Annotated in this window: 17 protein-coding genes; 11 read left to right on the forward strand and 6 right to left on the reverse strand. The window is 60.3% G+C overall.

What is annotated here, in order from left to right:
- Positions 1-6: 6 nt before the first annotated feature.
- From queA to uvrA, 6 genes are all read left to right on the forward strand, one after another.
- Positions 7-1,068, forward strand: a complete 1,062-nt coding sequence (queA, locus tag Q9295_RS03315) for a tRNA preQ1(34) S-adenosylmethionine ribosyltransferase-isomerase QueA (protein WP_306679085.1) — start codon at positions 7-9, stop codon at positions 1,066-1,068.
- Positions 1,069-1,300: 232 nt separating this feature from the next.
- The gene (locus Q9295_RS03320; RefSeq protein WP_373457415.1) at positions 1,301-2,569 is read left to right on the forward strand and encodes an MFS transporter; all 1,269 of its coding nucleotides are present in this window, start codon (positions 1,301-1,303) and stop codon (positions 2,567-2,569) included.
- Between the two features lie 105 nt (positions 2,570-2,674).
- Positions 2,675-3,244, forward strand: a complete 570-nt coding sequence (locus Q9295_RS03325) for a DUF924 family protein (protein WP_306679087.1) — start codon at positions 2,675-2,677, stop codon at positions 3,242-3,244.
- Between the two features lie 95 nt (positions 3,245-3,339).
- Positions 3,340-4,737 (forward strand): dihydrolipoyl dehydrogenase, encoded by a 1,398-nt coding sequence (gene lpdA / locus Q9295_RS03330; RefSeq protein WP_306679088.1) that lies wholly within the window; start codon positions 3,340-3,342, stop codon positions 4,735-4,737.
- A gap of 129 nt (positions 4,738-4,866) precedes the next feature.
- Positions 4,867-6,033 carry an MFS transporter gene (locus tag Q9295_RS03335; protein WP_306679089.1) on the forward strand — a complete coding sequence of 389 codons (1,167 nt, stop codon included), beginning with the start codon at positions 4,867-4,869 and terminating at the stop codon, positions 6,031-6,033.
- Positions 6,034-6,141: 108 nt separating this feature from the next.
- The gene (gene uvrA / locus Q9295_RS03340) at positions 6,142-8,994 is read left to right on the forward strand and encodes an excinuclease ABC subunit UvrA (protein WP_306679090.1); all 2,853 of its coding nucleotides are present in this window, start codon (positions 6,142-6,144) and stop codon (positions 8,992-8,994) included.
- 125 nt (positions 8,995-9,119) lie between these two features.
- Here uvrA and typA read toward each other — a convergent pair whose 3' ends face one another.
- From typA to Q9295_RS03370, 6 genes are all read right to left on the reverse strand, one after another.
- Positions 9,120-10,934: a translational GTPase TypA gene (typA, locus tag Q9295_RS03345; protein WP_306679091.1), complete on the reverse strand. Its 1,815-nt coding sequence runs from the start codon at positions 10,932-10,934 to the stop codon at positions 9,120-9,122.
- A gap of 57 nt (positions 10,935-10,991) precedes the next feature.
- Complete coding sequence (locus tag Q9295_RS03350) at positions 10,992-11,606, reverse strand: YitT family protein (RefSeq protein WP_306679092.1); 615 nt, start codon at positions 11,604-11,606, stop codon at positions 10,992-10,994.
- A 129-nt stretch (positions 11,607-11,735) separates the two neighbouring features.
- Positions 11,736-12,950 (reverse strand): NADP-dependent isocitrate dehydrogenase, encoded by a 1,215-nt coding sequence (locus Q9295_RS03355; protein ID WP_306679093.1) that lies wholly within the window; start codon positions 12,948-12,950, stop codon positions 11,736-11,738.
- A 95-nt stretch (positions 12,951-13,045) separates the two neighbouring features.
- Positions 13,046-13,630, reverse strand: coding sequence for an HD domain-containing protein (locus Q9295_RS03360; RefSeq protein WP_306679094.1), 585 nt, complete (start codon positions 13,628-13,630; stop codon positions 13,046-13,048).
- A gap of 14 nt (positions 13,631-13,644) precedes the next feature.
- Positions 13,645-13,908, reverse strand: coding sequence for a hypothetical protein (locus Q9295_RS03365; protein WP_306679095.1), 264 nt, complete (start codon positions 13,906-13,908; stop codon positions 13,645-13,647).
- Positions 13,908-14,567 carry an alpha/beta hydrolase gene (locus Q9295_RS03370; RefSeq protein WP_306679096.1) on the reverse strand — a complete coding sequence of 220 codons (660 nt, stop codon included), beginning with the start codon at positions 14,565-14,567 and terminating at the stop codon, positions 13,908-13,910. Before Q9295_RS03370 ends, Q9295_RS03365 begins: the two co-directional genes overlap by 1 nt.
- A 173-nt stretch (positions 14,568-14,740) precedes the next feature.
- Here Q9295_RS03370 and iscR point away from each other — a divergent pair, with 173 nt between their 5' ends.
- From iscR to Q9295_RS03395, 5 genes are all read left to right on the forward strand, one after another.
- On the forward strand, positions 14,741-15,223 hold the full coding sequence (gene iscR, locus Q9295_RS03375) for a Fe-S cluster assembly transcriptional regulator IscR (RefSeq protein WP_306679097.1): 483 nt from the start codon (positions 14,741-14,743) through the stop codon (positions 15,221-15,223).
- 183 nt (positions 15,224-15,406) lie between these two features.
- Complete coding sequence (locus tag Q9295_RS03380) at positions 15,407-16,453, forward strand: cysteine desulfurase family protein (RefSeq protein ID WP_306679098.1); 1,047 nt, start codon at positions 15,407-15,409, stop codon at positions 16,451-16,453.
- Between the two features lie 15 nt (positions 16,454-16,468).
- Complete coding sequence (gene sufB, locus Q9295_RS03385; protein ID WP_306679099.1) at positions 16,469-17,977, forward strand: Fe-S cluster assembly protein SufB; 1,509 nt, start codon at positions 16,469-16,471, stop codon at positions 17,975-17,977.
- A 63-nt stretch (positions 17,978-18,040) separates the two neighbouring features.
- Positions 18,041-18,352 carry a heavy metal-binding domain-containing protein gene (locus tag Q9295_RS03390; RefSeq protein ID WP_306679100.1) on the forward strand — a complete coding sequence of 104 codons (312 nt, stop codon included), beginning with the start codon at positions 18,041-18,043 and terminating at the stop codon, positions 18,350-18,352.
- Between the two features lie 75 nt (positions 18,353-18,427).
- The gene (locus Q9295_RS03395) at positions 18,428-19,012 is read left to right on the forward strand and encodes a hypothetical protein (RefSeq protein WP_306679101.1); all 585 of its coding nucleotides are present in this window, start codon (positions 18,428-18,430) and stop codon (positions 19,010-19,012) included.
- The last annotated feature ends 10 nt before the right edge of the window (positions 19,013-19,022 follow it).

Below are 19,022 nucleotides of genomic sequence, written 5' to 3' on the forward strand. Positions count from 1 at the left end.
CTGATAATGCAGCTTTCTGACTTCGATTTTCACCTGCCCGAAGAGCTGATCGCCACAAGGCCGGCGAAGCCGCGCTCATCGGCGCGCCTGTTGCGGGCCGAAGCTGGGGCAGGCGGCGTCACGCTGACCGATCTGCATGTGCTTGATCTGATTGATATTTTCCGCCCCGGCGATCTTTTGGTGTTGAACAATACCAAGGTGATCCCAGCGCGGCTTTTCGGTCAGCGTACCCGTGGCGAAGCCGTCGCCAAGGTTGAGGTCACGCTCCTCGAACCCGCAGCCTCGGGCGGCTGGCGCGCCTTGGCCAAACCCTTGCGCAAGGTCCAAGAGGGCGAGGTGATCCGCTTCTCGGATGCTCTCTCGGCCACCGTTACGGCCAAGGGGGAGACCGATCTGCATCTGGCCTTCAATCTAGAGGGTGAGGCTTTTGACGCGGCCTTGGCGCAAGCAGGGGCGATGCCGTTGCCGCCCTATATCGCGGCCAAGCGCCCGGCCGATGCGCAGGACAATCAAGACTATCAGACCGTCTTTGCCCGCCATACCGGCGCGGTTGCCGCTCCCACCGCCAGCTTGCATTTCGATGCCGATCTTTTGGCAGCTTTGCGCGCCAAGGGCGTGCGCTTTGTCGAAGTCACGCTGCATGTTGGCGCGGGCACCTTCCTGCCGGTCAAGGTCGAGGATGTGACCACCCACCGCATGCATGCCGAATGGGGCCAAGTCACGCCTGAGGCCGCCGCCGAGATCCGGGCGGCAAAGGCGGCTGGCGCGCGGGTGATTCCGGTCGGCACCACGGCGTTGCGGCTGATCGAGACGGCAGCGCGCGAGACTGGCACGGTTGAGCCTTGGGAAGGCCCCACCGATATCTTCATCTATCCCGGTTTCCAGTTCCGCGTCACCGATGCGCTGATGACCAATTTCCACCTGCCAAAGTCAACGCTTTTGATGCTGGTCTCGGCGCTGATGGGCAAAGCGGCGGTGGATGCAATTTACGACCACGCGGTTACCTCTGGTTACCGTTTCTTCAGCTATGGTGATTCATCTTTGCTGATTCCCGGGACCGCTGGATGAGCGCTTTGCCGTGACCGTGTCGCCCTTCGCTCAAGGCCATCCCGTTGGGGGCAAGCTGGCGTGCCAAAGCGCTGGCTGGATGGGGCTGAGTGCGGCACTCTTGATCTCAGGGCAAGCGAACAGCGGTTTTCCCTTCACAGTGTCGCTTCTGTTGTGTGTTGCACAGACGATTGCGTTTTACTTCTTCATGATGTGGTGTGGCCCCAAGCCGGGCATAAAACGATAGGTTACGATGCTCAGAGTATTTCTCCAGTCTTGGCCCCTCTTGATGGGGGTGATGTTGCTGATGGTTGGCAACGGGGTGCAGGGCTCTTTGCTGGGCATCCGAGGCACGCTGGAAGCCTTCGACACGATGCAGCTTTCCGTGGTGATGTCGGCCTATTTCTTGGGCTTCCTTGTCGGCTCAAGGCTCGCGCCCGAGATGATCCGCAGTGTCGGCCATGTGCGGGTTTTCGCGGCACTGGCCTCGCTGATCTCGGCGGTGTTGGTGACGTATCCGATGCTGGTCGAATGGCAGATTTGGGCGATCATGCGGGTGGTGATCGGCTTTGGCTTTGCGGGCATCTATATCACCGCCGAAAGCTGGCTGAACAACACCGCCACCAATGAGACCCGCGGTCAGGCGCTGTCGCTGTACATGATGGTGCAGATGGTGGGCATCGTCACCTCGCAGGGCTTGTTGGCGATGGGCGACCCCTTTGGCTACGACATGTTCTTGATCTCCTCGGTGCTGGTCTCGCTGTCGTTCCTGCCGATTTTGCTGGCAAAAACCCCGGCGCCGACGTTTGAGAGCACGGCGCGGTTGGGCGTTCGCGAACTCTATGCCATCTCGCCTTTGGGCTGCGTGGGGATGCTGATTTCGGGCGGGATCTTCTCGGCGATGTTCGGGATGGCGGCGGTTTGGGGCACGCTGAGCCTTTTGTCGGTGTCGCAAATCGCGCTCTTTGTCTCGGCGCTTTATGTCGGCGGGCTGATGCTGCAATACCCCGTTGGCTATTTCTCTGACCGGATGGATCGCCGGACCATTATGCTGTGGCTTTCGGCGGCGGCGACCGTTGTGCTTTTGGTGCCAACGATCTTCATTCTGCCGTTCTGGGCGATGCTGATCGTCGCGATGATACTGGGCGGCATCACCTATCCGATGTATTCGCTGCTGATCGCCTATACCAATGACTTTCTGTCGAAAGAGCAAATGGCGGCGGCCTCCGCTGGGCTGATCTTTATCAACGGCTTTGGCTCAATCTTTGGTCCCTTGATTGTGGGCTGGTTGATGGGCGTTGTGGGCACGCGCGGGTTTTTCCTTTTTATGTGCGTGCTTTACGCGATCATGGCGGGCTATACGCTTTGGCGGATGAGCCGGCGCGCAGCGCCTTCCACCACAGGCGGCTATCGTGGCGTGACGCCGACCGCCTCGCCTGTGGCGGCGGTTGCGGTGTTGGAAAGCGCCCCCGAAATTGGCCCATCGCCCGAGGCGCCAAAGGCGGATTCTAACGCCGCCTGAAACCCTTGATGTGACCCAAGCCCGGCGGGGCAGGGTCACATCCGCACGCCAATGGTTGCGCTGGCCGGTCAGGCCTGTCAGGCTAAGGCCAAAGTGGAGGTGTTTATGTCTGACCCGTTGGAAGTGTTGGATTTCTGGCTTGATGAGATTGGCCCGGATGGTTGGTATGCGGGCACGCAAGAGATTGACGATGCCTGTGCCACCGGCTTTGGCGAACTGGTGACGGCCGCGCGCGAAGGCAATCTTGAGCATTGGGTCGATGGCCCGGCGCCGACCTTGGCTTATCTGCTGCTCACCGATCAATTCACCCGCAATATCTATCGGGGCGATGCGCTGTCATTTGCCTCGGATCACCTCGCACGGGCGGCTTCGCGCAAAGCTTTGGCCGAGGGATGGGATATGCAAGTGCCTGAGCCTGAACGCCAATTCTTCTACATGGCCTTTGAGCATTCCGAGGATATGGCCGATCAGGATCTGGCGGTTGAGCTGATGGAAACCCGGATGCCCTCGCTGCCGGATTTGACTTTGCACGCCAAAGCGCACCGCGAAATGATCCGCCGCTATGGCCGGTTCCCGCTGCGCAACGCTGCTCTTGGGCGTGAAAATACGCCCGAAGAGCAGGCCTTCTTGGATGCGGGCGGCTATATGGCACTGGTGCAAGAGATGCGCGGCTGAGCCATGCGCTAGGTGCATGGGCCTGCGGCGTGGGGTTCATTGCTGGCCGGCTCAGGATGGTTTAGGGCTAAACCACTTTTCCGAGGGAGGGAAGAATGGCCGACCAAAGCTTTGATGTGATTGTCGTGGGCGCAGGCCCTGGCGGCTATGTTGCGGCGATCCGCGCCGCTCAACTGGGGCAAAAGGTTGCGATCGTTGAACGTGAACATCTCGGCGGCATCTGTCTGAACTGGGGCTGTATCCCGACCAAGGCGCTCTTGCGCTCGGCCGAGGTGTTCCATCTGATGCACCGCGCCAAGGAGTTTGGCCTAAAGGCCGAGGGCATTGGTTTCGACCTGCCCGCCGTGGTCGCGCGCTCGCGCGGGGTGGCCAAGCAGCTTTCGGGCGGCATTGGCCATCTGATGAAGAAGAATAAAGTCACCGTCTTTATGGGGGCTGCGACCCTGCCGAAAGCCGGTGTCGTCTCGGTCAAAACCGAGAAAGGCAGCGAGACGCTGACCGCCAAGAACATCATCCTTGCCACCGGTGCTCGCGCGCGGGAATTGCCGGGGCTTGAGGCGGATGGCGATCTGGTTTGGAATTACAAGCACGCTTTGGTTGCGACCCGGATGCCGAAAAAGCTTCTGGTGATCGGCTCGGGCGCGATTGGCATTGAGTTTGCCAGCTTCTTCAACACCTTGGGCGCGGATACCACCGTGGTCGAAGTGATGGATCGCATCTTGCCGGTCGAAGATGTTGAAATCTCGACCTTCGCTAAGAAAGCCTTCGTCAAGCAAGGCATGAAGATCATGGAAAAGGCGGCGGTGAAGAAGCTTGACCGCAAGCCGGGCAAGGGCGTCACCGCCCATATCGAGATCGGCGGCAAGGTCGAGACGCATGAGTTTGACACCGTCATCTCGGCCGTCGGCATTGTCGGCAATGTCGAAGGCCTTGGGCTTGAGGCTTTGGGCGTTAAGATTGATCGCACCCATGTGGTGACGGATGAATATTGCCGCACCGGCGTCGCGGGCCTGTTCGCCATCGGCGACATCGCCGGCGCACCGTGGCTGGCGCATAAAGCCAGCCATGAGGGCGTGATGGTGGCCGAGTTGATCGCAGGCCAAAAGCCACATCCGATCAAGCCCGGCTCGATCGCGGGCTGCACCTATTGCCACCCGCAAATCGCCTCGGTCGGCATGACTGAAGCCAAGGCGAAAGAGGCAGGCTTTGAGATCAAAGTGGGCCGTTTCCCCTTTATTGGCAACGGCAAAGCCATTGCTCTGGGTGAGGCCGAGGGCATGGTGAAAACCATCTTCGACGCCAAAACGGGTGAGCTGTTGGGTGCCCATATGGTCGGCGCGGAAGTGACCGAGCTGATCCAAGGCTACGTCGTGGGCCGCAGCCTTGAGACCACCGAAGAAGATCTGATGAACACGGTCTTCCCGCATCCGACCCTGTCCGAGATGATGCATGAATCGGTGCTCGACGCTTACGGGCGCGCGCTGCATATCTAAACTTTGACCCAAATGGGTTAAGGAACGCAGGCCCAAGGGACACCTTGGGCCTTTTCTATGTGCTACCCTTGTCAATGATTTCGATCATCGGCTCTGGTGCCTGCCGCGCGGCTCGGCTAGCTCATGGGCATGACACGTTCTCCAATGCTGCTTGTGACTTTGCTCTGGTGTGCTGGCCTTGGCGCTGCCGCGCAATTTGGAAAAATCTCGGTTATCTACGAGGAGTTGCGCGCCATTTATGGCAGCAATGGTGAGCTGGCGCTTGGCCTTGTCGTCTCGGTTGTGGGCATCGTCGGGCTGATCTTTGGCACCACCGCGGGGCTGATCGTCGCCCGCATCGGCCCCAAACGCGCCATTGTGGCGGCCCTGGCCTTGGGGGCGTTGGTCTCAGCGGGCGAGGCGATGCTGCCCAGTTGGTCGCTGATGATCCTTGCCCGCGTGCTGGAAGGCGGCTCGCATCTGGCGATCGTGATCGTCGGTCCGGTGATGATTGCCGGTCTGGCCCCACCCGCGCGGCGGCCCTTCGCGATGACGCTTTGGTCGTCCTTCTTTGCTGTCACCTATGCCATTTTGGCGCTGATTGCGCCTACAGTGCTGGCAATGGGCGGTATCCCCGCCTTGTTCATCGGCCATGCGGCTTGGATGGCCGCTTTTGCGGTGATCCTTTGGCTGGTCCTACCGGCCGATCCTAGGGCCGAAGCGACTCCAACGGGCAGCTTTTGGGCCGAGCATGTTAAGATCTACACCTCGCCCTCGATGTCCGCCCCGGCGATGGGCTTTGCTTGCTATACCTTCCTTTACGTTGCCTGCCTGACCCTCTTGCCCGCCCATGCGCCGCAAGAGATGCGCGGGCTGATGGCAAGCGCGATGCCTTTGATCTCCATGGCAATCTCGCTGACACTTGGCGTCTACCTTCTGGGTCGGCTGCCAGCGGTGCGGCTGGTGCAATGGGGGTTTGCGGTCAGCCTGCCGGGCTTTGCCCTGCTGGGGCTTGGCTGGGGGCAGGGCCTGCCGATGCTGATCGGCGGGCTTTGGGTTGCGGCCACTTTGGGCGTGGTGCAAGGCGCCAGTTTCTCGGCCATCCCCGAGCTCAACGACAGCCCTGAAGGCCGTTCCGGTGCCGCGGGCGCGATTGCGCAACTGGGCAATCTGGGCACCACCACCGGCACGCCGCTTTTGGCATTCGTGCTGGCCAATAGCGGCGCCACGCCGATGGTGCTGATCGCGATTGCCAGTTGCCTTGCGGGCATCTGGCTGCATAGCTGGCATGCCAAGCGCCGCCTTGTGCAAGGCTAAACGCGCCCCCATTTCCCGCTTGCGTGATTGTTCGCGCTACGTTCTCATTAACCAGTTGGATCGGGGCCCGATTTGCCCTATCTGTTGGGCATATTTGTAGGGCTGGTCATGGCTGAGCAGAAGTTTATCGAAGTCCGCGGCGCGCGCGAGCACAACCTTAAGAACGTGGATGTCGACATTCCACGCGACAAGCTGGTGGTGATCACCGGCCTTTCAGGCTCGGGCAAATCCAGTCTGGCCTTTGACACGATCTATGCCGAAGGCCAGCGCCGCTATGTCGAGTCGCTCTCGGCCTATGCGCGGCAATTCCTTGATATGATGGGGAAACCTGACGTCGATCATATCTCGGGTCTCAGCCCCGCGATCTCGATTGAGCAAAAGACCACCTCGAAAAACCCGCGCTCGACCGTTGGCACGGTGACCGAGATCTATGACTATCTGCGGTTGTTATGGGCCCGCGTCGGCGTGCCTTACAGCCCAGCCACTGGTCTGCCGATCACGGCGATGCAGGTGCAGGATATGGTCGATGCGGTGATGGCAATGCCCGAGGGCAGCCGCGCCTATCTGCTGGCGCCGATCATCCGCGACCGCAAGGGCGAGTATAAAAAAGAGTTTATCGAGCTGCGGAAGCAGGGTTTCCAGCGCGTAAAGGTTAACGGTGAATTCTACGAGCTGGAAGAGCCGCCGACTCTTGATAAGAAGTTCCGCCACAATATCGATGTGGTCGTTGACCGGATCGTGGTGAGGGAAGGCCTTGAGACGCGGCTTGCTGACTCCTTCCGCACGGCGCTGAACCTTGCCGATGGCATCGCAGTGATCGAAATGGCCGATGAGGGGGCCGCGCGCATCACCTATTCGGAGAAATTCGCCTGCCCAGTCTCGGGCTTCACCATTGCCGAGATTGAGCCGCGTCTGTTCTCCTTCAACGCGCCCTTCGGCGCGTGCCCGGCCTGTGATGGCTTGGGGGTTGAGCTCTTCTTTGACGAGCGGTTGATCGTGCCCGATCAGGGGTTGTCGGTCGCCCAAGGCGCGCTGGCGCCATGGGCGAAGTCGAAATCGCCGTATCTCACCCAGACCATCGATGCTTTGGCCAAGCATTATGGCTTTGATAAAAAGGTGAAATGGCGCGATCTGCCCGAGTCTGTGAAGTATCTGTTCTTGCAGGGTTCAAAGGGCGAAGAGATTGATTTTGCCTATGACGAGAACGGCCGCAGCTACAAAGTGCGTCGGGTGTTCGAAGGCATCATTCCCAATATGGAGCGGCGCTACCGCGAGACCGATTCCGCTTGGAGCCGCGAAGATATGGAGCGGTTCCAAGGTCATAGGGATTGCCAGACCTGCAACGGCCACCGACTGAAGCCCGAGGCTTTGGCGGTGAAGATTGACGGCAAACATATTGGTGAGATCGTTCGGCTCTCGATCCATGAGGCTTACGAATGGGTACAGACCGTGCCCGGCTCGCTGAGTGGCCAGCAGAATGAAATCGCCCGCGCGATTTTGAAGGAAATCCGCGAACGTCTTGGATTCCTTGTGAATGTTGGTTTGAACTATCTGACGATGAGCCGCAATTCCGGCACTTTGTCAGGCGGCGAAAGCCAAAGGATCCGGCTGGCGAGCCAGATCGGCTCGGGGCTGACGGGCGTGCTTTACGTCTTGGACGAGCCTTCGATCGGTCTGCATCAGCGCGACAATGACCGGCTTTTGACCACGCTGAAGAACCTGCGCGATGCGGGCAATACGGTGCTGGTCGTCGAGCATGATGAGGATGCGATCCGCGAGGCGGATTATGTCTTCGACATCGGTCCGGGCGCGGGTGTGCATGGCGGGCAAGTGATCGCCAAGGGCACCCCGGCCGAGATCGCCGCCGATCCGGCCAGCATGACGGGGCAGTATCTTTCCGGGGTAAGAGGAATTCCTTTCCAGAAAACCCGCCGGGCCGGGAATGGGAAAAAGCTAACGGTTGTCGGGGCTTCCGGGAATAACTTAAAGAACGTGACGGCGGAGTTTCCGCTGGGTAAATTCGTTTGCGTCACCGGGGTTTCGGGCGGCGGCAAGTCGACGCTGACGATTGAGACTTTGTTCAAGACCGCCTCCAGCCGGTTGAATGGCGCGCATCACAACCCGGCGCCTTGCGAGACGATCAAGGGTTTTGAGCATCTTGATAAGGTGATCGACATCGATCAACGCGCCATCGGCCGGACTCCACGTTCGAATCCAGCCACTTACACCGGGGCCTTCACACCGATCCGCGATTGGTTTGCCGGGCTTCCCGAGGCGAAAGCGCGCGGCTATGGCCCGGGGCGGTTCAGCTTTAACGTCAAAGGCGGGCGCTGCGAGGCGTGCCAAGGCGATGGTGTCATCAAGATCGAGATGCACTTCCTGCCGGATGTTTACGTGACCTGCGAGACCTGCAAAGGGCAGCGCTACAATCGCGAGACTCTGGAAATTAAATTCAAGAACAAGAGCATAGCTGACGTTCTTGATATGACATGTGAAGATGCGCGCGACTTCTTCACCGCCGTGCCAAGCATCCGCGAGAAGATGGACGCGCTTTGCGAGGTGGGTCTTGGCTATATCAAGGTTGGCCAGCAAGCGACCACACTTTCGGGCGGTGAGGCGCAAAGGGTGAAGCTTTCAAAAGAGCTGAGCCGTCGCGCCACTGGCCGCACGCTGTACATCTTGGATGAGCCGACCACGGGTCTGCATTTCGAAGACGTGCGCAAGCTCTTGGAAGTGCTGCATTCCTTGGTGGATCAGGGCAATACGGTCGTGGTGATCGAGCACAATCTGGATGTGATCAAAACCGCCGATTGGATCATCGATATCGGCCCCGAAGGCGGCGATGGCGGCGGGCAGATCGTGGCCACCGGCACGCCGGAGGCGGTGGCCAAGGTCGAGGCCAGCCATACCGGGCGCTATCTGAAAGATATGCTGAAGCCCAAGCGGGTCGCGGCCGAATGAGCCAAGGCCGGGGGCGCTGCCCCCGGACCCCCGGAGTATTTGGGTCAAGATGAAATGCAAACGGCCGCTCTTTCGGGCGGCCGTTTTGGTTTTGGGGAGGTTAAGGGGCGCGTGGCCCCTTTGCCTTAGCTGCGGCTTTGACGCTTACGCTCGTTGGAATCGAGGAAGCGCTTGCGGATCCGCACGATCTTCGGCGTCACTTCGACCAACTCGTCGTCTTGGATATAAGCGATCGACTCTTCAAGGCTCATCCGCACCGGGGTGGTGAGGCGGACGGCTTCGTCGGTGCCGGAGGCGCGGACGTTGGTCAGTTTCTTGCCCTTGAGCGGGTTCACTTCAAGGTCATTGTCACGGCTGTGCTCGCCAATGATCATGCCCTCATAGACCGCTTCTTGCGCGCCGATGAAAAGCTTACCGCGCTCTTCGAGGTTCCAAAGCGCATAGGCCACCGAGACGCCGTTCTCCATCGAGATCAGCACGCCTTGGCGACGGCCTTGGATCGGGCCCTTATGCGGGGTCCAGCCGTGGAAAATGCGGTTCATCACGCCCGAGCCGCGGGTGTCGGTCAGGAATTGGCCGTGATAGCCGATCAGACCGCGCGAAGGCACATGGGCGATGATCCGGGTCTTGCCAGCACCAGCTGGTTTCATCTCGACCAGATCGCCCTTGCGCTCACCGGTCAGCTTTTCGATGACCGCGCCGGAATATTCGTCATCCACGTCGATGACGACTTCTTCCACCGGCTCCATGCGCTGGCCATCTTCGTCTTTGAAGATCACGCGCGGACGCGAGATCGAAAGCTCAAAGCCCTCGCGGCGCATGTTTTCGATCAAGACGCCCATTTGCAATTCGCCGCGGCCCGAGACTTCGAAAGCCTCACCACCGGGAGTGTCGGCGATCTTGATCGCGACGTTTTGCTCGGCCTCTTTCATCAACCGCTCGCGGATGACGCGGCTTTGCACCTTGGACCCGTCCTTGCCGGCAAGGGGTGAGTCGTTGATGCCGAAGGTGACGGTGATGGTCGGCGGATCGATCGGCTGGGCCGGGATCGCAGTGTCGATCGACAGATCGCAAAGCGTGTCGGCCACGGTGGCTTTGGTCATGCCGGCGAGGGTGACGATGTCGCCAGCAACAGCCTCATCGATCGGGGTTTGGGTGGTGCCACGGAAGGCGAGGATTTTCGAGACACGGAATTGCTCGATCCGCTCGCCGTCGCGGGTCAGGGCCTTCAACGAAGCGCCTGCGGTGATGCGGCCAGCCTCGACGCGACCGGTGAGCAGGCGGCCCAAGAACGGGTCGGCGCCAAGCGTGGTGGCCAGCATTTGGAAGGGCTCTTCCTGCCGCGCCATTTGCTTCGGCGCCGGAACATGTTTGACCACGAGATTGAAAAGCGCGGTCAGATCCTTGCGCGGACCATCCAGCGACTCGTCCGCCCAGCCGGAACGGCCCGAGGCATAAAGATGCGGGAAATCAAGTTGTTCGTCGCTGGCGCCAAGGTTGGCGAAGAGGTCGAAGACCTCGTTCAGCGCGCGCTCGGGCTCGGCATCGGCTTTGTCGACCTTGTTCAGCACCACGATCGGGCGCAGGCCCAGTGCCAGGGCTTTCGAGGTCACGAATTTGGTTTGCGGCATCGGGCCTTCGGCGGCGTCGACCAGCAGCACCACACCGTCCACCATCGACAGGATCCGCTCCACCTCGCCACCGAAGTCGGCGTGGCCGGGGGTGTCGACGATGTTGATCCGCATGCCCTCATATTCCACCGAGGTGGCCTTGGCGAGGATGGTGATGCCGCGCTCGCGTTCGATGTCATTGCTGTCCATCACGCGTTCGGTGGTCGCCTGACCTTCGCGGTAGGTGCCGGCTTGTTGCAGAAGCCCGTCAACCAGCGTCGTCTTGCCGTGGTCAACGTGCGCGATAATCGCAATATTGCGAAGGTCCATTAGAGTGTCCTGTTTGCTATGCGCCGCCCATACAGCAAGTTTTGCGGCTTGGCTAGTTCAGCTCACCACATACCAATCGCGGCGATGGTTCAGGGCCACGATAAAGTTCACAATCGCGGTGCCCAGCAGTGACCAAGCCACGATTTGCAGTGGGAAGAACCAAAAGGCAACGGCAAAGAGTGCCACATCATACCCCAGCTGGATCCAGCCGGCCTTCACGCCGAAGCGATCTTGCAAGACCAAAGCGACGATGGAGATGCCGCCCAGAGAGCTGGCGTGACGGAAGAGGCCCAAGAGGCCAACGCCCGAGCTGATGCCAAAGAGGATGGCCGCGATGGCCGGATGAATGCTGTCGATGTGCAGATAGGGTTTCAGTGCCTCGGTGACCAAGGCCACCAGCGCGACGGTGATGATGTTCTTGATCAAAAACACCCGACCGCGCGCCATATAGGCGAAGATGAAGAAGGGCAGGTTCAGCACCAAAAACACCAGCGAGAAGTTCCAGCTGGCAAGGTACGAGATCACCAAGGCCGTCCCCGCGGTGCCGCCGGTGACAAGCCCGGCCGAGCGCAAGATGAAGACGCCAAGCGCGGCCTGCACCGATCCGATCAGGATGCCTTGAAAGTCCTCAAAGAGGCTGTGGCGGCGGGGGGTGATTAGGTCAATACTCATGACCTAGTAATAACGCAAAACCGGGGCTCCGGTCGAGAGGGGAAAATACGGATTTCGGGCCGGGTCTTGGAAATCCGGGGCAGCGCTGAACAATCGCGCAGCCCCGCCCAAAACTTCAGCACCGAAAGGTTAGCCCGCCAGCGCGCGGTTTAGATATTCATCAACCTTTTCAAGATATCCCATCGTGGTCAGCCAGTTCTGATTGGGCCCGACCAGCAGCGCCAGATCCTTGGTCATATGGCCATCCTCGACCGTCTGCACGCAGACCTTCTCCAGCGTCAGAGCGAAATTCATCAGCGCCTCATTGCCATCCAGCTTGGCGCGATGCTTCAGCCCGCCGGTCCAAGCGTAGATCGAAGCGATGGAATTGGTCGAGGTTTGCTCGCCCCTTTGGTGCTGGCGATAGTGGCGGGTGACGGTGCCATGCGCGGCTTCGGCCTCGACCACTTGACCATCGGGGCTAAGGAGCACGCTGGTCATCAACCCCAATGAGCCAAAGCCCTGCGCCACGGTGTCAGACTGCACATCACCGTCGTAATTCTTACAGGCCCAGATATAGCCACCCGACCATTTCAGCGAAGAGGCGACCATATCGTCGATCAAGCGGTGCTCGTAATAGATGCCAAGTGCTTTGAATTTCTCGGCAAATTCGGCGTCATAGATCTGCTGGAACAGCTCTTTGAACCGGCCATCATAGGCTTTGAGGATGGTGTTCTTGGTCGAAAGGTAAACCGGCCAGCCCTTCATCAGCCCGTAATTGAACGAGGCGCGGGCGAAATCGATGATCGATTGGTCAAGGTTATACATCCCCATCGCCACCCCGGCGGCGGGGGCGTCGAAGACCTCGCGCTCGATCACCGTGCCATCCTCGCCCACGAATTTCATCGTCAGCTTGCCCTTGCCGGGAAAGTGAAAATCGGTGGCGCGGTATTGGTCGCCGTAAGCGTGGCGGCCGACGACGATCGGCTTGGTCCAGCCGGGTACCAGTCGAGGTACGTTGCGGCAAATGATTGGCTCGCGGAAGATCACGCCGCCAAGGATGTTGCGGATGGTGCCATTGGGGCTTTTCCACATCTCTTTGAGGCCAAATTCTTCGACCCGCGCCTCATCCGCGGTGATCGTGGCGCATTTGACGCCCACGCCCACCTCTTTGGTCTTTAGCGCCGCATCAATGGTGATCTGATCATTGGTGCGATCGCGCTCTTGGATCGAGAGGTCATAATAAAGCAGATCAATGTCCAGATAGGGCAGGATCAGCTTTTGCTTGATGAAATCCCAGATGATCCGCGTCATCTCGTCGCCGTCCATCTCGACGATGGGATGGGCCACTTTGATCTTGGTCATGGGCGTGCTTTCTCGCTGAGGGCTTTGGGGGGCGAGCCTAACGGAAAGCGGCGGGCGGGGCAAAGTGGAGCGCTACGTCCTTAGCGGCGCTTCGCTCAGCCGAACCAGGGCCGCACCTTGGTCTGCACCCAGTCCCAAAGCTTTGGCGCACCGCGGGCGACTTTGGTGCCGACGCGGGCCTCAAGCTGGTCATAGGTCACGCCATATTCCACCCAAGTGCCGCCGTCGCAGGCCAAGTTCTGCATCACCGGCTGCACCCGGTCGAGGCTTTTGGCAAAGATCGCGTCTTGGGTCTCGGCGGCTTCGAATTCATCCCAAATCGCGCGGAAGCTGTCGCGCAGATCGGGGGGCAGAAGGCCGAAGATCCGGTCCGCCGCGCGCCTCTCGGCTGCAATCGTATCGGCGCTGGCATGGGCGGCGCCACCCGACGAATGGATCGGCACATCGCCGGTGTCGATCTCGACCAAATCGTGCAAGATCAACATCTTGATCACCCGGTCGATCGAGACACCCTTGGGCGCTTGATCGGCGAGAACCATGGCATAAAGCGCCAGATGCCAAGAATGCTCGCCCGAGTTTTCCCGCCGCGAGCCATCACAAAGCGTGGTGGCGCGCAGCACCGATTTCAGCCGATCCGCCTCATTCAAAAAGGCAAATTGCGCGTCCAGCCGGTCGTTCATTTCAGGGCTGGTATTCAATGACCCGAGCTCAGATCCCGCGGCGCATCGGGGGCTTTGCTCCCATCACGCTTGGCCTTCAGTGCCTTGTCCAAGAAATCACGCCCCCGACGCTCGGCCAGACGGATCCGGATCGAGGTCATGAAGCTTTCTTGCAAGGTGGGCGAGGCGGCCAGGAGAACCCGGCCGACTTGCTCATAAAACCGATCATCGCCCAGCTCATCCTGGCTATCCAACACATCTCTGGCGAGATCGTCTGCAAGCTCTTGGATGAAAGACATCAGCGCGTGCCTTCGCCCATCCGGCGGCGCACATAGTCGCTGACGGTTTGGATCATCGGGTTCATATGGGTCTCTTCATCTTTGAAGAAGTGATCCGCACCTTCCACCTCGGTATGGGTGATGGTGATGCCCTTTTGCTCATGCAGCTTGCCCACGAGCGTGCGGGTGTCCTTCGGCGGTGCCACTTTGTCGGCGGTGCCGTTGATGATCAGACCCGACGAAGGGCAGGGCGCCAAGAAGCTGAAATCATAGATATTCGCCGGCGGTGCGACCGAGACAAAGCCGGTGATTTCCGGACGGCGCATCAACAGCTGCATGCCGATCCAAGCGCCAAAGGAGAAGCCCGCAACCCAGCAATGCTTGGCGTTTTGGTTCATCGATTGCAGGTAATCCAAGGCCGAGGCGGCATCCGAGAGCTCGCCAATGCCTTGGTCATATTCACCTTGGCTGCGGCCGACACCGCGGAAGTTGAACCGCAGCACCGTGAAGCCAAGGTTGTAGAAGGCGTAATGCAGGTTATAGACAACCTTGTTGTTCATCGTGCCGCCGTAAGCGGGGTGCGGGTGCAGCACGATGGCAATCGGCGCGTCGCGTTCTTTTTGCGGATGGTAGCGGCCTTCAAGACGGCCGTCAGGACCGGCAAAGATAACTTCGGGCATGGATCTCGCCTGTATGTTCAGTGGGGGACGGCGTTTCTTGACGGAACCGCCCGTCCAACTTAGAATGGTTCCAAACTCCGCGCGGAGCTGCGGGGGTCGGTGTTTGAGGTAATGGCCGGATTGTCCGGCGTCAATCGGTTTGCGCCTTTTGGGTGCGTACGGGGCAGGTAGGGATGAAGCTTTCCACGAAAGGGCGCTACGCCATGGTCGCTTTGGCCGACCTCGCCTTGGCCGAAGCCAAGCGAAAAGAGGGGGCGACGGATGAGCTGGTCTCATTGGCCGCGATCTCCAAACGCCAAGATATCTCGCTGCCCTATTTGGAGCAGCTTTTCGTCAAGCTGCGTCGCGCCGGGTTGGTCGAGGCCGTGCGTGGCCCGGGCGGCGGCTACCGTCTGGCGCGCTCGGCCGACAGCATTCGGGTCTCGGAAGTGATGGAGGCGGTCGAGGAGACCGTCGATGCGATGCATTCCGGGGCAGGGGCGACGGGCGGCGTCTCAGGGAGCCGCGCCCAGAGCCTGACCAACCGGCTTTGGGAAGGGCTTTCGGCCAATGTCTATGTCTTCCTGCATCAGGTGCGGCTTTCGGATGTGGTGAAGAACGATCTGACGCCATGCCCGGCGGTGCCTTCCTTGTTCCGCGTGGTGGACGAGGAGTGATCTGCGGGAACAACTTGCGAGCCGTGGGACTTCTGGCAGAGGCCGGGGGCTGTCTGCCCGCCGCATCTTTGACCAAGGCCGGGGGCTGTCAGCCCCCGGACCCCCGAGGATATTTAGAGACAGAAAATGAAGCGGCGTTGGGCAAGTTCCGGCGCGTGGGCGGCAAACAAGTGGTGAGTTTCGGTGGCTGAGCGGCTTTATCTCGATTGGAATGCGACGACACCGCTGCGGGCAGAGGCCAAAGCGGCGATGATCGCGGCGATGGAGCTGGTGGGCAATCCATCCTCGGTCCATGCCGAGGGCCGCGCGGCCAAAGGGCTGATGGAGCGTGCCCGCGCCGATATCGCGGCGGCTTTGGGTGCGGATGGGGCGGATGTTGTCTTCACCTCGGGTGCGACCGAGGGCGCTGCTTTGGCATTGGCTGGGCGCGGCTTTGCCTGCGCCGCCGTTGAGCATGATGCGGTGGCGGCTTGGTGTGACGCGAGTTTGCTGGTGACTGAGGCCGGTGCGGTGCAAGTGCTGGATCCGGCGCAATCGTGCCTGCAACTGGCCAATTCCGAGACCGGCGTTGTGCAAGATCTGCCGCAGGGCTTGGCGGTTTCCGATTTGACGCAAGGTTTTGGCAAGTTGCCGATCGCGTTTAATTGGTTGGGCTGCGATATGGGGCTGGTCTCGGCGCATAAGCTGGGCGGCCCCAAGGGCATTGGCGCGGTGGTTCTGCGCCAAGGACTTGATTTGCCAGCGCAACTGCGCGGTGGCGGGCAGGAGATGGGGCGGCGCGCGGGCACCGAGAACCTGATCGGCATTGCCGGTTTTGCCGCCGCTGCCAAGGCGGCCGCGCAAGATCTTGCCAATGGGGTGTGGGAAGAAGTGGCTGAAATTAGAAATATTCTAGATTCAGCATTGTCGGCAGCCGCGTCTCAGACTATTTCAGTCGGAAAAGGAGCCAGCCGGCTGCCCAATACGCTTTGTGTGATCGCTCCCGGTTGGCGCGGCGAGACGCAAGTGATGGCGATGGATCTGGCGGGTTTTGCGGTTTCTGCCGGTTCGGCCTGCTCCAGCGGCAAGGTCCGGGCTTCGAAAGTGTTGCGGGCGATGGGGTTCGATGAAGAGGCGGCGGCGCAAGCCATTCGCATCTCGATTGGCCCAGGCGTTCGAAAGGAAGACGTGCTGCGGTTCGCCGATCAATGGACCAAGGCCTATCAGCGCGCCCTATCACGGGCTGCGTGAGACGGAGGTGAAGTGATGACCGAAGTGATCGACGATATCCGCGAAGGCGTGGACCGTGAGACGATCGAGACCGTGCAGGCTATGGCCGGCAAGTATAAATACGGCTGGGAAACCGCGATCGAGATGGAATATGCGCCGAAAGGCCTGTCCGAAGACATCGTGCGGCTGATTTCCGAGAAGAACGAAGAGCCGGAGTGGATGCTGGAATGGCGTCTGGCGGCTTATCGGCGCTGGGTGCAGATGGAAGAACCGCGTTGGGCGATGCTCAACTATCCTGAGATCGATTATCAGGACCAGTATTACTACGCGCGCCCCAAAAGCATGGCGGAAAAGCCGAAGTCCTTGGATGAGGTCGATCCGAAGCTTTTGGCCACCTATGAAAAGCTTGGCATCCCCTTGAAAGAACAAGCGATCCTTGCCGGCGTCGAAGTGCCGGAAGGCGAGCGTCGCGTGGCGGTGGATGCGGTCTTTGACTCGGTTTCCGTTGGCACCACGTTCAAGGAAGAGCTGAAAAAGGCCGGCGTGATCTTCTGCCCGATCTCGGAAGCGATCCGCGACTACCCGGAACTGGTGAAGAAATATCTCGGTTCGGTCGTGCCGCAATCGGACAATTTCTTTGCCACGCTGAACTCGGCCGTCTTCTCGGATGGGTCCTTCGTCTACATCCCCGAGGGCGTGCGTTGCCCGATGGAGCTGTCGACCTATTTCCGCATCAATGCCGAAAACACCGGGCAGTTTGAGCGCACCCTGATCATCGCCGACAAGAAGTCCTATGTGAGCTACCTTGAAGGCTGCACCGCGCCCAAGCGCGATATCGCCCAGCTGCATGCTGCCGTGGTCGAGTTGGTGATCTTGGAAGATGCCGAGGTGAAATATTCCACCGTCCAGAACTGGTTCCCCGGCGACGAGGAAGGCAAGGGCGGCATCTACAACTTCGTCACCAAGCGCGCCGATTGCCGGGGCGACCGCGCCAAGGTGATGTGGACGCAAGTCGAGACCGGCTCGGCGATCACCTGGAAATACCCCAGCTGCATCCTGCGCGGCGACGACAGCCAAGGCGAGTTCTATTCGATCGCCATCGCCAACAACCTGCAACAGGCCGACACCGGCACCAAGATGATCCATTTGGGCAAGCGCACCAAATCGCGCATCGTCTCGAAGGGCATCTCGGCGGGCAAGGCGCAAAACACCTACCGGGGGCTGGTGTCGATGCACCCCAAGGCCAAGGAAAGCCGCAACTACACCCAATGCGACAGCTTGCTGATCGGCGATCAATGTGGCGCGCATACCGTGCCTTACATTGAGGTCCGCAACAACTCGAGCCGGGTTGAGCATGAGGCCACCACCTCCAAGGTGGATGACGACCAACTCTTCTACTGCCGCTCGCGCGGGATGGATGAAGAAGAGGCCGTGGCTTTGGTGGTGAACGGCTTCTGCAAGGAAGTGCTGCAAGCGCTGCCGATGGAATTTGCTATGGAGGCGCAAAGCCTTGTGGCGATTTCCTTGGAAGGCTCGGTCGGCTGATAAAGGCCTGAACGGCGCAACCCGGCCCGCATTTGCGGCCGCCCAGTTAAGATGGAGAGAGACATGATCGTGACGACCACTCCCACCGTCGAAGGGCGGCCTGCGCGGGATTATCTGGGCATTGTGACCGGCGAGGCGATCTTGGGCGCGAATATCTTCAAAGATCTTTTCGCCGGGATCCGCGACATCGTCGGGGGCCGCTCGGCCGCTTATGAAAAAGAGCTGGGCCGCGCCCGCAAAACCGCTTTGGCCGAGATGGAGGCCGAGGCGCAAAAGCTGGGGGCCGATGCCGTGGTGGGCGTCGACCTCGATTTCGAAGTGATCAACAATATGCTGATGGTTTCGGCCAGCGGCACGGCGGTGCGTCTTGGCTAAGAGCTTGGCCCTCCTTTTTTCCTTGCATCTCCCGGGGCTTATGCCCACGGGTGGCAAGGCTATTGGGGGCAGGGCATGTTGATCGCGCGTCCCGAATGCACCATGCCCGAAGCGGAAGCCGCAGCCTTGGCCGAGGCCTACCGTCGCGCCGATACCGTGCTTGAATATGGCTCGGGCGGCTCGACCGTGGTCGCTGCGGAAGCCGGGGCCGAGGTTTGGGCCGTGGAATCTGACGCTGCTTGGGCGCAGATGATGCAAGGCTGGTTCGCCCAGAACCCTGCCAAGGGCCGCGCGCATATCCATCACGCCGATATCGGACCGACCAAGGAATGGGGCCATCCGCGCGATGAGAGCCAGATCCGCAAATGGCCCGATTACGCGCTTAGCATTTGGGAAAGCGCGGGCTTCCGCCATCCTGATGTGATCTTGGTCGATGGCCGCTTCCGTCTGGCCTGCTTCATGACCGCGCTCTACCGCATCACCCGCCCGGTGGTGCTCTTCTTCGACGACTACGCCCCACGCCCTGCCTATCACAAGGCCGAGGCGCTGCTGGCACCCTCTCATCTGATCGGCCGTATGGCGCGGTTCGATCTTACGCCCGTTAAACTTACCCCTGACCGGATGCGCGCTTATGTGAAAGCGCTCTTGCAACCGGTGTGAAAGACCGAGG

It is taken from the genome of Pseudogemmobacter lacusdianii (assembly GCF_030848395.1).
Classification (GTDB): Bacteria; Pseudomonadota; Alphaproteobacteria; order Rhodobacterales; family Rhodobacteraceae; genus Pseudogemmobacter; species Pseudogemmobacter lacusdianii.